Origin of the sequence: Candidatus Kaelpia imicola, assembly GCA_030765505.1 — a bacterium.
Taxonomy (GTDB): Bacteria; Omnitrophota; Gorgyraeia; order Kaelpiales; family Kaelpiaceae; genus Kaelpia; species Kaelpia imicola.
In genome coordinates, this window is the sequence record JAVCCL010000043.1 from 1 (window position 1) to 13626 (window position 13626).

Below are 13626 nucleotides of genomic sequence, written 5' to 3' on the forward strand. Positions count from 1 at the left end.
GCTGTGTTGCGAAACGTATTTGGCGAAATACTCATCAAGCCAGTGACCTCCACCAATGTACTAGTTAATGATAAATCATTTACTGATTGGCTCTTCTTTGCGCGAGCTTAGAATAAGAATAGGTAGCGTGTTTCTATCAAGAGGTAGAACATATCTCTGTATTCCTTTTTTGCAAAGCTCTCATATTATATGTAATATATTGTAGAGCAATTACGAAACATTATTAGATTAATTTTTGTTTTGTCTGATTATAAATTTCCAAATTGATATGTTAGTAACAATTGAAAATTAATTAAGGAAATTATACAACTGAAATTGAAAAATTTTCTCTACCGCGGTGTTTCCTCTAAAATAATAAACTGTCTGCCAAGATGCAGCATTAAGGCTCGTGTCCTTTGTAAATTCTGAATCTGGAGAGGAATAGTTAAAATAAATGCTCCGCCGTTTTCTCTTCTTCCTTCGCTATAAACTACCAAGGCATGAATGTTAACCTTAGCCCCATTCCCTTGTTCAATTATTTCTATCCCAGGAAGTTCTGAGGCCATATTACCTATCAGTTCTTCTCTGGCACCGGTTACAGGGATAAGGAATAAAAACCGGGATTCATGCGTTGAGGTAACAACCTGGCTAACTGATATTCCCTGAGTATAGTGTCCTATTGGAATATTGAGTGCTTGAAATTCCCCAATTTCCTCATCTGAAAATTCCGCTCCTCCTTCATGCCAGCCAGTAACATCATCATGAAGAAGACCGGATTCTGTAGTAGTCTGAAGGAGTGAAAACTGTGCATCTCTATCTCTTAACGCCATCCCTGTATTTACCGCAGCAGAAGCTTCACAGGCACCACTAGTACCTAAAACAACTATTCTCTCACCCAGTACTTCTTCCTGCATAAGCGAAAACACTCTGGGAGGCATATCACCGTCTTTCATCGTAACATAAGTTGCTCCCATTGCTTTTAAATCGTCTATAATCCTTTGATGTCTTGCTCTCTGTAAAATTACAAATCTGGTCTTACTTAAATACTCATCAACAGTTTCACCATAAGCAGCTGCAAGTTTAGGGACAGCCGACTCAGGTAATTCATAAGGCGCAATACTAACAGGTTGGGGAGCATTAAATGTCCAACCACCTATATAGCCGTCAGGAGTATAATGTGCAGGAATGTTAAGAATATCTGGTGAGGTTGCACCGGATTCCGGGAAAGAAAACATTCTCATACTTGCAAAACTCCAGCCGCCAATCTCACCTAAAGCTGTAGAAGTAGTATTCTCAATAGTGTCGAATTTTATAAATATTACTCCTTTAACTTCATCGCGCCCAATTCCTATATGTTCCCACTCTAAAACTTTTAACACATCCGCTATCGTGTCAGGGACATATCTTTTGCCTTCAGAGGAACAGAACTCTTCAACCTGATAATATTTCGGAAGAATCATACCCTGAGAGGTAAATAGCGTCCCGGGTATTGCACCTGCTGAGGAATCTCTCCCTGGACCTTCTTCTCCCTCCAGGACAACAACATAGCCGGTTGTTTTACATAATTCCACTAATTGATTTTGAGCAGCTCTTACTGCTGCAAGGTCCATCTTAGCTTTGATATTTGATACAACTGGCTTAGCATCGCTTACAGGTGCTGCCTGACCGCTCCCAAATTTGGCAGCAATTGATGCTGCTAGAGCAACACGTAATACTTCCATTCCCGGCTGTTCAAAAATTGAAGAATCCACTTCTCCAAAAAGTGAATTTATCTCAACTTCTCCTGCCTGTTTAAAACCATAGTCAAATTGGCTATCGCCATTAGGAGTAAATAATTGAATTTGAGGAACTGACTGTATAGGTTCTTGAGTACGCCTTAGCGATAATTCAATAGAAGTATTATTAAAAATTAATTCCGGGAAAATTATAATTAGTCCCAGAATACATATTAACTTTTTAATCATATCACCCCCTCTATTAATTATAGCACATCAGGGAGTTTCTTCAAGTATCCCTACAGAATTAAATGACCTAAAGTATTCCATTGCGCTTTCATAAGCAGCGTTCCAAATTAAAGCTCTATTTGCTTCCGGAATTTCGCCAAAATCACCACGGATGATATATTTATTTGCCCATTTTATAGATTTATCCATAAACCTTTGGTCTGAATCATGTTTAGGTCTTTCCTTTTCTCCAAAATTATCCCAGATCCATTGCTCTACTTCTACCCGCATAGCTGGAGGTATATTATCTAACATAATATCTTGCCAGTTGGTAGCAACATTAGCTTTAAAAATCCCGCTGGCAACGAAAAGAGCCAGATTTTCTGGCGAGGTCGATGAAGTACCATGCTGGACAGGAACAACCCCTAACGGGGCTATATCATCTTTAACTTCACTCGTCCTCTGTAAATCAATTCCCAGCTGCGGCACCCTATTTCCATCTGCATCATGAGACCAGCCATGTTCGGTACCATTATGAATTGCAAGCATATCAGGATTAATACCTCTTTTTTGCAGCGCTCTGGTAAATGTTGTTGCCTCTAACACTGTTGTTAATACCTGAATATTTTGTTCTGGATTTTCAGGATCAGGCACTGTATGCCCAATTTCACCTACCTCAACCTCTAATCCAACTCCCTCCGGGATAAGTTTGGCTAATCGGGCTGTAATATTTATATTATCAAGAAGCTCAAGATAGGTCGTTATTACCGCAGCTGTTGCTTCACCAATCCCTTCTATCTCTTGTAATTCCTCCAAACTGCTAAATTCACCATGGTCAATAATTCTCTGGGCGAGCACATCTGCGACATCCGGAATAAGTTTTAAATCATCCAATGATGAACCATTCAATCTTTCGACTAACTTTAGAGGATCTAATTCCATACAATGTGAAGGATCAAGTGCAATTGATGAAAATCCTGCTTCAACTTCTGCTCGTACTAATGCTTCAGCTTTAACGATCTCTTCTTCTGTATTTTTCTTAACAGCTACATGATCTCCATGAATTGCAAAAGGAACATTTAGTCCTAACTGATATGCATAGTAGCGAATCTTTTCTACAAACTCAGCTGGAGTTAATCCCACATATGCCTTTTTCAAATCATTATAGTCAACCTCTACATTTATTTCTGACGCTGCAAGTTCAAACATTATCGGAGTTTTGGCATCCATAGCCGCCTGCATAATAGCAGGAATTATTATATCAGGAACACTTCGGGGATTGACGGCCATAATAACTGCCTGACGCCCGCTTTCTTGAACAATAAAAAGAATTTCTGCCGATGAAACTAACATAGGATGAATTTGAAAAAACCTATCTTCAGTATGCACACGCCGACAAGTATAATTAGCAATATTTTCATTATGAGTTATAAGAGAAAAAACCAAGAGAAAAGATGCTAATATTACTTTAGAATTTATGTTCCGCATTTTGCCCCCCCTTCTTTTTAAAGTTAACATTTAACTCCTCATCACATTTATAGCATACTTAATAAACTGTGTCAAGGTCTTGTGAAAAAATCTTACTTGAGGTTCAATATAAGGTTTTTGGTCCATACAGCAATAGAAGCAATTAAACCAGATTATGTTTTTCAACAGTAAGTATTGAGTTCTTATTTTTATGTTTTTTTCTGTAAAATTTTATATCATACGCAATATGTATTTTCAATATTATAGAATAATTGCGAAACATTATCCGACCAATTTTTGCTTTGTCTAAATTATAAATTTCCAATTTGACACATAAATAGCATAGATATATAGTTAGAATCAACAAGGAAACCTTTGAAAAAAACCATAAATTATGAAGTCTGTTTGTTAACTGCTGAATAGTTATGAAAAAGAAGATTAATAAAACCGTAATAATTTTAAGCAGCATAGTTATTAGTTTAGGGTTGATTGAGATTTTGTTACGATTAACCAATTATATCCCGTTTGATCATAAATCTATTAATGACATTCGTTCTTTCATTTATCACCATGAGGATATTGGCTGGTGCTCCAAAGATCCCGACCTATACTGGCGTTTCAATGAAGGTTCTTATGCTATGGGTGAAATTATAGGCCAGCCGACAACCCTAAATATTAACTCGCAGGGGATAAGAGGACCTGAAATTACAAGCGAAAAAAAGAAGAATAACCTTCGTATCGTTTGCTTGGGAGATTCAACTACTTTAGGCTGGGAGATAGATTACAAGTATACTTATGAACAGCAGCTGCAATCTTTGCTGAATGAAAAAATGAAAAATATTCATTTTGAAGTGATAAATGCTGGAGTTAACGGATATAGCGCTTATCAAGGATATCGTCTGTTAAATAAATATATCGATTTTTGGAAGCCCGATATAATCACCGTTTACTTCGGTGTTAATGACCATTTTGAAGCCAAAAGGTTTTATAACCAAATTGAGAATAGTGTAGTCAGAAAAATAGATGAAGGCTTGAGAAGTACCTCATATCTCTATAGTTTATTTAAAAAAATATATTTGCGTAATCAGATGATAACCTCTGCTAAAAAAAGAACGGGTTTACAAGAAAGAGAGTTGGAGAATGAATATAGGAATAACTTAGAATTGATTATTGATTTAGCAGAAAAGAATAAAGCAAAAGTTATTTTCTTAACCTATCCTGTCTCTGAAGAAATCTATAACGATGAGGTTTTTCCCTATAATAAGTTAATACTAAAAACAGCGCAGAAAAGAGAATGCCGTTTGGTTGATCTTGTAGATGCGTTTAAAGAAAACAGAGAAAATAAAATTTTTTATGACAATATTCATCCAACTCCTTTTGGGTATAGTATTATCGCTAAAAAATTAGCCGAAGCAATATATGAAGAGATAAATAATATCTAACAAATAATTTTACCTGACATTTCTAAAATGCAGGTGAACTCAATCGTTATATGAGCATCAAGAACTATTTTATTGAGAAATATGGATATCTCTATAGAGACTTAAGACTTAAATTCGCCATTATAAAAGCTCGCTGGTACGATAGGCTGCTGGGTATAAACGCTGGCAATCTCTTTAGAATAACCGAGGATAATAGCCTTTATAAAGATATGGTTGATTACTGCCCGACTTTTTTTGGCCGATTGGAGAAGATGGCGGCCTATTTAAGGCCAACGGAGGACGATGTATTTGCAGATCTAGGCTGCGGTAAAGGAAGAGTAATTTTTTTTATGGCCCAGCAGAAAATAAAAAAGGTTATTGGCGTAGAGTTAAATCCGGAGCTTTTTGCCATTGCCCAGATGAACTTAAAGAGCCTTAGACGCAAAAATTCTCCGATAGAACTTTTGAATATCGATGCTGCCTATTTTGACCCCATAGAGATTACCGCGGTCTTTTTATTTGATCCCTTTGGCCGAAGAACACTGGAACGGGTTCTTAGTAATATAAAGGACTCTTTAGCAGCAAATCCCCGTAAGGTTCGTATAGTATACTATAATACACGATTTCGGCAGCTTCTAGATGATCAAGACTGGCTGATTTATGAAGGATTTATTGAAAACTCTGCATGTCTTGTCTGGCGCAGTAATTTAAAAAATAACCAAAGCTGACATTAATTAGTAGAAACATATAGCTATAAAAGAAGAAAATCATATAACAGTTTAATTCAGCGGATATGACTATACGTCCTTCGGGTTTGTTCAGGGTGCTGACTTTTTGTATTAAATGAAATCTATATATAGATGCAAATAAAATATATTATTGTTTCTTTAAAGAAAATTATTAAAAAAACTTTCTGGGCTGCTGTATTCTCTATAGTAATATTAGAGTTATGTACAAGAATATTTTTATCTATTTCTTTAAATAAGTATTTTAATAAAGATATTCCTTTTTTATATAAAGAAAATATTTTGGAAATTAAACACTTTTTTATAAGAGGATCAGATTGGACAGAATATGACCCTCTCTGTTATTTTATACCTCGAGAGGGATTGTTCCGTTACCCATCCGAAAGGGGGTGGAATTGGGGAAATCCTATTAAAGAAAAGAAAAAAGATGAAATAAGAATCATATCTATAGGAGATTCAACTACTTACGGTAATTGGGTAACATATAAAGAGTCATATCCGTATTTATTAGAACAGCTTTTAAAGAAAAAATATTCCAATAAGAGCATAAAGGTTTTAAATGCCGGCCTTCCCGGCGGATCGTCCCGGCAGATTAAAAGATTTTTTCAATTGTATCTTATAGATTATCAGCCCGATATTGTTATATGGCGAAAAGGCGCAAAACTGACGGATAGATATGAAATACCGAAATTAACTGCCGCTAATTATAGGATTAGAAATCTTATCTGGTCAGGGTTATATCATCTGCGGATTTTTCGAGTAATTGCTGTAATAAACGACAGAGGTTATTCTAAAAAACAGAAATGGTATCCTGCAGTTGATAGAGTATATGATTATATAATGGGTCTAAATCAAATTTATAAACATAATTATAGTAATGGCTACAAATCAGATTTTTGCATAGTTAAGGAGATATGCAGGAAAAATAAAATAAAATATGCCTTAGCGGTTGACTATCTGCGGAGAGGTTCTGACAACGAATTGTACAGTGATTATCGTGAATATAAAGATAAAAAGATTGAGCCTGCTGTAAATACTTTCAATGCTTTTAAGCAAAGGATAGACCAAACATCCATAGATAAACTTTTTGTTGATAGCTGTCATCTAACAGAGATAGGCACTCAGACATTAGCAAAAGAGATATTTGATTTCTTAATAGACAATAATTGGATAGATGATTTGATTCTAACAAAATAATCCAGCTGGCTCCTATCACGCCGCTAAAGAAGATTTATAGTAGAAACAGGCTTCGCAGGGCAGCTGATTTTTGTGTTATCAGCATTGACCAGCTCAGGAGAGTTTGTATTTAAAACCTTATAGCTATTTAAGAGTATAAATAGTAAGATTGTGAAGAAGAGAAGGTTAACATTACATCAGAAGGCTGAGCTTGCTATGAGAGAAGCGGTGAAGCATAAGAGAGAGGTCCGTCCGCTTCTGGTATAGGAGGATGGCAGGGTTAAAAAATCAAGCTTTAATGGACAAAATTAACTTTAATAAATAGTGAGGGGTAGTTTTTAAAACAGCTATAATTTATGAAGACAGAACTCTCTAATTTTATCACAGAGATTATCGATAAAGATTTACTTGGCGGTAAGTATGGAGAAAAAATCCATACAAGATTTCCTCCTGAGCCTAACGGCTATCTTCATATCGGCCATGCTAAATCTATCTGTCTTAACTTTGGCTTGGCCGGGAAGTATAAAGGGTTATGTAACCTCCGTTTTGATGATACGAATCCCAGCAAAGAAGAGGTTGAGTATGTTGATTCTATAAAAGAGGATATAAGCTGGCTTGGTTTTAACTGGGAGGATAGGGAATATTTTGCATCGGACTACTTCAAGAGGTTTTATCAGGCTGCTCTAGAGCTTATAAAGAAGGGTAAGGCTTATGTCTGTGATTTATCAACGGATGAGATAAGAGAGCACCGCGGTACGCTTACAGAACCTGGAGAGAATAGTCCTTATAGAGATAGAGTAGTCGATGAGAATCTAGATCTATTTAAAGGGATGAGGGAGGGTGAGTTTAAAGACGGCTCAAAAGTATTGCGGGCTAAGATAGATATGGCCCATCCTAATATGCTCATGCGTGATCCGGTCTTATATAGGATCAAAAGAGAGCATCACCATAGAACTAAAGACGGCTGGGTGATATACCCGATGTATGACTTTGCCCATTGCTTAAGCGACTCTTTTGAAAAGATAACTCATTCAATCTGTACTCTTGAGTTTGAAAACAATAGGCCCTTATATGACTGGATATTAGATCAGCTTGATTATTACCATCCCCAGCAGATTGAGTTTGCAAGGTTAAACCTCTCCTTTACTGTTGTGAGTAAGAGAAAGTTATTAGAGCTGATTAACTCAGAAGTTGTAACCGGCTGGGATGATCCCCGGATGCCGACAATATCAGGTCTTAGGCGGCGTGGCTATACTCCGGAGTCAATTAGAGATTTCTGTTATAAGATAGGGGTATCTAAGGTAAATAGCCGTATTGATATAAGCCTGCTTGAGAACTCAATCAGAGAAGAGTTGAACAAGACCTCACCAAGAGTTATGGCAGTGCTTAATCCTCTAAAGGTTGTAATAGAGAATTATCCCGAAGATAAGATTGAAGAGCTTGATGCGGTAAATAATCCGGAAGATGAGTCTATGGGGGTAAGGAAGGTCTCTTTCTCCCGCATTCTCTATATCGAAAGAGATGATTTTATGGAAGAGCCTCCAAGTAAGTTTTATCGTTTATCGCCAGGACGTGAGGTAAGGCTGCGTTACGGCTACTTTATAAGATGCAAGGAAGTCATAAAAGATGATAAAGGTAAGATAGTTGAGTTGAGGTGCAGCTATGACCCCGAAACCAAAGGAGGAGATGCTCCGGATGGCAGAAGAGTCAAAGCGACTCTTCATTGGGTCTCAAAAGAGAGTGCAGTTGATGCAGAGGTCCGTCTCTACGGCCATCTCTTCTTAAAACCTAATCCTGATGAAGCAAAAGAGGGAGAAGACTTTAAGTCTAATCTTAATCCCGGCTCTCTATCAGTTATTAAGAATGCTAAGCTTGAGAGTTCTCTTTCTGATGCAAAGAAAAGCATAAGGTATCAGTTCGAGAGAAAAGGATACTTTACTTTAGATAAAGATTCATCTAAAGATAATCTGATATTTAACCGTATTGTCTCTCTGCGTGACAGCTGGGCCAAGATTAATAAGCAGCAATCTTAACGGTTGTTTTTTATCTTAAGTGTCTTTAAGAAGTCAGGGTGAGCTTTGTCAAATCCTAATTCCAGAGCCTTTAGACAATACTCTTTTGCAAGACTGTATCTTTTACGGATAAAAGAAGTTACAGCCAAGTTGTAAAATGCGCTTGCGTCATTAGGGTTTATCTCTATAGCCTTTTTATAGAGAGGTAGAGCTTTATCTATCTCTTTCTGAGAACTATATAGGTTTCCCAGATTTGTATAGGCTGAACCGTATTGAGGATTGAGCTCTATTGCTTTTTCAAAGCTCGCTATTGCACTCCTTATATTACCTTTAGTTAAATAGATAAATCCGAGATTGTTATATGTCTCTTCATTATTTTTGTCAAGATCAAGAGCCTTCTTGTAGCATAAGTATGCATTATTTATATCACTCATCTCTCTGTATTCACAGCCTAAGTTTATGTATGCATTAGTACTTTTAGGGTTATATTTTATTATATGTTTGTAAAAGGTTATCGGGTTCTTCCAGTAATTATTCTGTCTATATGTAAGAGAGGAGTAAGTCGTTATTAATGAAACTAAGAATAGATAGATTGAAATTTTAAGCTGTTTGGATTTATCTAATTTTTTAATCAATTTTGTAATTAAAACTATAAATATTAGGAAGAATCCTATTGAAGGAATATATAGATAATGTTCTGACATATAAAAAGGCAGGGGATAGAAAATATTTGATACAGGAATTAAAGCAATAGAAAACCAGAGAATAGAGAGACTCAATACTCTATCTCTATTTTTTGTTTTAAGTGCGTAATAGATAGAACCTATAAATATGAATAGGCCTAAAAGTGTTTTATAGTAACCCCAGGAGAATGTAAGCTTGCCATAATCAAAATGTAGGCCGTAGGGTATAATAAGTATTCTCAGATAATCTACTATGGCTACAAAAAATCCCGGGATTCTTTGAATGAAGTTTAGAGAGATTAGATTAGCTATTAATGATGATTCAATAATCGAACTTCTTATAAATAGGTATATGAATGTTACTATTGTTAGAGAGACAATTTTAAGTTTATCTATTTTTAAATTAAAGATGTAGTGATAGCAGAAGATTATCAGGACAAATATTAATGCACTCTCTTTTGATAGCAAGGATAGAATATAGCTTATAAGTGATAAGCTAAAAAGAGTTTTTGATTTTTTGTTTGTACTTTTTATATACAGCATGAATCCGGTTACTACAAATAGGGCGACTAAAATTCCTGCTCTTCCAGATAGATATGTTACTGAGTCTGTATGTATCGGGTGGGATATATACAGCAAGGTTGTTAATAAAGATAGTAATCTGTTTAACAGCAGTAATCTTAAAAGCCAGTATAAAGATATTCCAACAAGTATATGTAATAGTATGTTGAATATATGGTAGTATCTGACGTTTAATCTATCCAATGAATAGTTAAGCATATAGCTTAGAGTTGCAAGCGGGCGGTAGAAATTATATCTTTTTCCTGCTCCTGCACCCCAGTCAGATTTAAATACTTCGGCTATTTTGGTAGGAGATTTTACGTAAACATTGTTTTTAATTAGAGCTTTATCATCCCAGAGAAAACCTACATTGATTGAGTTAGAGTAGATGATAGCTATGAGAACAGTTATTAGGAGAATATGAGAGACTGTTATCTTTTTATCCTTAGATATTTTAGATAGCATTATTTAAAAATATAGTTTATGAGATGGGTTTTAGCAATAGATATTTATAGGTTTTCTAAATTGAATCTTGACAATTTATTATCTTAAAGTAATAATGTTATCAATAAACGGAGGTGAAAGATGATTAGAGTTTTCTTAGTTTCTATTATAGTTTTGTCGGTCTTTACAGCAGGGTGTTCTACTATCTCTGGTAGAAGAGGTTCTCATTCCAGCGATTTCGAGAAACAGCTTGAAGTATCAACTCTTCTTAAATTTGATGATATACCGGTGCCGAGTAGTTTTAAGTTTATTGCAGCAGAATCTTTTGCTTTCCAGACTGATGAGGTAAGAGTCGGTCTTCTTAAATATACAGGCAGGGTCTCTCCTGAAGAGACGGTTGTCTTCTACAAAGAGCAGATGCCTCTATATAATTGGAAGCCTATTAATTTCATAGAATACGAGAGAAGAATACTCAATTTTGAGAAAGATGAGCAGTCTGTAGTTATAACAATAGACGGCAAAGGTTCATCTTCAAGCCTTGTAATAGCTGTTTCACCTCGTTCTGAGAGTGAATTATTCAATAGATAGGCTATAAATACTGCTTTGAGACCTATTTATTATAAAAAAAGAGTTAATATTTTATCAAGATAAGATTAATTTATTACCAATTTTATCTTGACAGGTTCTATAAAGACTATAAAATACTACAAAAGGACAGTTCTTTAAAACTTTGGGGATACGATGCCAATCTTAATGATTGGTTTCCATTTAAACATCTCCCGTTAACTTAAGCCGGGACAGAAGGAGGTGATGTAAAAAAGTCAGTCCAAGGGTTAAAAGGGGAAGATGAAAAGAATATATCGGTAAATACCGTTGTATATTCTTCTCCAGAAAGGGGAAGAAGGCTCGTTAGTAAGGAATTAGCGAACCTATGAATTAACTTAAGGAGGAAAGTAAATGAAGAAGTTATTAATTATTGCAGCGCTTATGATGTTGGCTATGCCAGCATTTGCAGCTGTACAGAATGTAAAAGTAAGTGGTGATATCACTACTTATGGAGTAGGTCAGTATGTGTTTGATTTAGATGACAGAAGTACTGACATTGAAGGTGGTGCGGGTGACGAAGAAAATTTCTTTGCCACAATTACTCGTTTAAGAGTAGATGCAGATTTAACAGATAATGTTGCAGCTACAGTTAGACTTGTAAATGAAAGAGAGTGGGATACGCAATATTGTAGCAGTGGAGATACTACTGATGCAATCATGGACCTTGCTTATATAACTTTAAAGGAGATATTCTATTCTCCTTTAACAGTTATGATAGGCCGTCAAGAGCTTGCATACGGCAGCAAACTTGTTGTCGGTGATCCTAACACAAATGCAGTTAAATCGTCAGATAGTGATTTAACAAATGCTCCTTATCTGAGCAAAATTAAATCGTTTGATGCTATCCGCGGTGTGCTTGATTATGATCCTTGGACAATCGATCTTGTCTATGCAAAAATTGATGAGGCATTTGAAGCAGCAAGCACAGAGGATGAAGATATTCTCGGTATAAATTTTGCTTATGATTTTGCTGACTATGAAGCAGAAGCAGAAGGTTATTTCTTCTACGTTGATGGCGATCCAGAAGCTTCTTACTCATCAAGCGAAGCAAATATCGATGGTTATGTTCTTGGTTTAAGAGGCAGCTTAGCCCCTGTTGATGGTTTAACAGTTGGTGCAGAGATTGCTATCCAGGGTGGAGACTATGCTAATGGTCCTGCTGTAACCAATAGAGACCTTGATGCTATGGCAGCAACAGTGGAAGGTTCATATGTTTGGGATAATGAATATGCTCCTATGATTAAACTTTGTTATGACTATAGATCTGGTGAGAAAGCAGGAACATCAAGCGGTGATTATGAAGCGTGGTTACCTCTCTATGAAGATCAGACCAAAGGTTTGATTGCTGATTATTTATTTAGCGGTGCAAATGCTGGTGTGAATTCAAACTCAAACATCATAAACCTCGGTGGTTCTTTTCAACCGACGGAAGATTTAACAATTGCACTTGACTGGTTCCATTATATTTTAGATGAGAAACTTACATCTTCTAATGACCAGTCGTATTCTAGCTGGTCACCAGTCGGTTCAGTTACTATAGATAGTGAAGATGATCTTGGTGATGAAATCGACCTTGCTTTAATCTATGATTATACAGAAGATGTTGTCATAGGTTTACAGGCTGGTTGGTTTATGCCGGGTGATGTATTTGATGCTACAAACAACGATGATGCATATGAACTGCTTGGTTCTATAGCAGTTAGTTTCTAAAAGTTATTTAGTTTGGTTTTTAAAACCCCCGTAGATTTTTACGGGGGTTTTTCTTTTTAAGTTGTTTTTTCCTTTTTCAGCTTGATTTAGTAGTCCTGAATATTTAGTTTTCAATATTAAATATTAAGGGTTAAATATAGCTATAAAATTGAAGTAGATGGTATTAGGAAAATTATTTTAAAAGTAGTCAAGATCTTTTCAGCAATTAGTGTATATGGAGTGTTAAAATACTCAGAAAAGATTAAAAAACTAAAAAGAATGTTGTCTTCTGCTATAAAAGAGAAAACTAAAGAACTTGAATGTAAAAGTATCCATAATTCTTGATGAGGTATAATGAAATGCATATAAAAATTATTTTAGAACCGAGTGAAGAAGGTGGTTATACGGCTATAGTTCCTGCTCTCCCTGGATGTATAAGTGAAGGCGATACGCGGGAAGAAGCTTTAAAAAACATTCGTGAAGCAATAGAACTTTATTTAGAACCGGCAGCTGATGATGCTATCTTTGCTCCCAATTCTGAACAAGTAGAAATTACAGTATGAGCAAAGTTCCAAGTGTAAATTACTCTCAGCTTATCAATGCTCTGCGGCGGGACGGGTGGATAGTAATTCGCTAAAAAGGCAGTCATATCAGATTACAAAAACGTCTTCCTGATGAAATGCTTAAAATTACTATTCCTGCTCATCATCCAATTAAAAGATCAACGCTCTCGCATATATTAAAACAGGCACATTTATCTGTAGAAAAAATTATTGAATTATTATAAAAATTTTTCATGAGTCAATAGATCTGACTTTTTCCTATTGCTCTATTCCGGAAAAAACAGCAAAAAAGAGAAAAAACTGTTGCTATCTAATTAATAAAAGGTGTTATTTCTA

General features: G+C 35.7%; 10 protein-coding genes and 1 pseudogene. 8 read left to right on the forward strand and 3 right to left on the reverse strand.

All coding sequences use genetic code 11. From position 1 onward, the window contains the following. Positions 1-329: 329 nt before the first annotated feature. Positions 330-1943 carry a fructose-bisphosphatase class II gene (locus P9L98_06560; GenBank protein ID MDP8216954.1) on the reverse strand — a complete coding sequence of 538 codons (1614 nt, stop codon included), beginning with the start codon at positions 1941-1943 and terminating at the stop codon, positions 330-332. Positions 1944-1970: 27 nt separating this feature from the next. Then, entirely contained in the window at positions 1971-3410 is a 1440-nt protein-coding gene (locus tag P9L98_06565; protein MDP8216955.1) for a class II fructose-bisphosphate aldolase, read from the reverse strand. A gap of 404 nt (positions 3411-3814) precedes the next feature. Here P9L98_06565 and P9L98_06570 point away from each other — a divergent pair, with 404 nt between their 5' ends. The 4 genes from P9L98_06570 to P9L98_06585 all read left to right on the forward strand — a co-directional run bounded on the left by P9L98_06570 (position 3815) and on the right by P9L98_06585 (position 8765). Continuing rightward, the gene (locus tag P9L98_06570) at positions 3815-4831 is read left to right on the forward strand and encodes an SGNH/GDSL hydrolase family protein (protein MDP8216956.1); all 1017 of its coding nucleotides are present in this window, start codon (positions 3815-3817) and stop codon (positions 4829-4831) included. Positions 4832-4881: 50 nt separating this feature from the next. Beyond that, positions 4882-5538, forward strand: a complete 657-nt coding sequence (locus tag P9L98_06575) for a class I SAM-dependent methyltransferase (protein ID MDP8216957.1) — start codon at positions 4882-4884, stop codon at positions 5536-5538. A 300-nt stretch (positions 5539-5838) separates the two neighbouring features. After that, positions 5839-6753 (forward strand): hypothetical protein, encoded by a 915-nt coding sequence (locus tag P9L98_06580; GenBank protein ID MDP8216958.1) that lies wholly within the window; start codon positions 5839-5841, stop codon positions 6751-6753. A 335-nt stretch (positions 6754-7088) separates the two neighbouring features. Then, positions 7089-8765, forward strand: coding sequence for a glutamine--tRNA ligase/YqeY domain fusion protein (locus P9L98_06585; protein MDP8216959.1), 1677 nt, complete (start codon positions 7089-7091; stop codon positions 8763-8765). Here P9L98_06585 and P9L98_06590 read toward each other — a convergent pair. Further along, complete coding sequence (locus P9L98_06590) at positions 8762-10453, reverse strand: tetratricopeptide repeat protein (GenBank protein MDP8216960.1); 1692 nt, start codon at positions 10451-10453, stop codon at positions 8762-8764. The two genes, P9L98_06585 and P9L98_06590, sit on opposite strands and share 4 nt — an antisense overlap. Before the next feature lie 120 nt (positions 10454-10573). Between P9L98_06590 and P9L98_06595 the strand changes: the two genes are divergently transcribed. The 4 genes and pseudogenes from P9L98_06595 to P9L98_06610 all read left to right on the forward strand — a co-directional run bounded on the left by P9L98_06595 (position 10574) and on the right by P9L98_06610 (position 13514). Next, positions 10574-11020: a hypothetical protein gene (locus tag P9L98_06595; protein MDP8216961.1), complete on the forward strand. Its 447-nt coding sequence runs from the start codon at positions 10574-10576 to the stop codon at positions 11018-11020. A gap of 369 nt (positions 11021-11389) precedes the next feature. Then, positions 11390-12748: an alginate export family protein gene (locus tag P9L98_06600; protein MDP8216962.1), complete on the forward strand. Its 1359-nt coding sequence runs from the start codon at positions 11390-11392 to the stop codon at positions 12746-12748. A 338-nt stretch (positions 12749-13086) separates the two neighbouring features. Then, complete coding sequence (locus P9L98_06605) at positions 13087-13290, forward strand: type II toxin-antitoxin system HicB family antitoxin (protein ID MDP8216963.1); 204 nt, start codon at positions 13087-13089, stop codon at positions 13288-13290. Beyond that, a pseudogene (locus P9L98_06610) lies at positions 13287-13514 on the forward strand (type II toxin-antitoxin system HicA family toxin). The gene P9L98_06605 and the pseudogene P9L98_06610 overlap by 4 nt, the downstream one beginning before the upstream one ends. Positions 13515-13626: the final 112 nt, after the last annotated feature.

Bases quoted from the DNA above. Each gene is read 5' to 3' on its own strand.
- P9L98_06560 (MDP8216954.1), bottom strand. From the start codon at position 1,943: ATGATTAAAAAGTTAATATGTATTCTGGGACTAATTATAATTTTCCCG.
- P9L98_06565 (MDP8216955.1), bottom strand. From the start codon at position 3,410: ATGCGGAACATAAATTCTAAAGTAATATTAGCATCTTTTCTCTTGGTT.
- P9L98_06570 (MDP8216956.1), top strand. From the start codon at position 3,815: ATGAAAAAGAAGATTAATAAAACCGTAATAATTTTAAGCAGCATAGTT.
- P9L98_06575 (MDP8216957.1), top strand. From the start codon at position 4,882: ATGAGCATCAAGAACTATTTTATTGAGAAATATGGATATCTCTATAGA.
- P9L98_06585 (MDP8216959.1), top strand. From the start codon at position 7,089: ATGAAGACAGAACTCTCTAATTTTATCACAGAGATTATCGATAAAGAT.
- P9L98_06590 (MDP8216960.1), bottom strand. From the start codon at position 10,453: ATGCTATCTAAAATATCTAAGGATAAAAAGATAACAGTCTCTCATATT.
- P9L98_06595 (MDP8216961.1), top strand. From the start codon at position 10,574: ATGATTAGAGTTTTCTTAGTTTCTATTATAGTTTTGTCGGTCTTTACA.
- P9L98_06600 (MDP8216962.1), top strand. From the start codon at position 11,390: ATGAAGAAGTTATTAATTATTGCAGCGCTTATGATGTTGGCTATGCCA.
- P9L98_06605 (MDP8216963.1), top strand. From the start codon at position 13,087: ATGCATATAAAAATTATTTTAGAACCGAGTGAAGAAGGTGGTTATACG.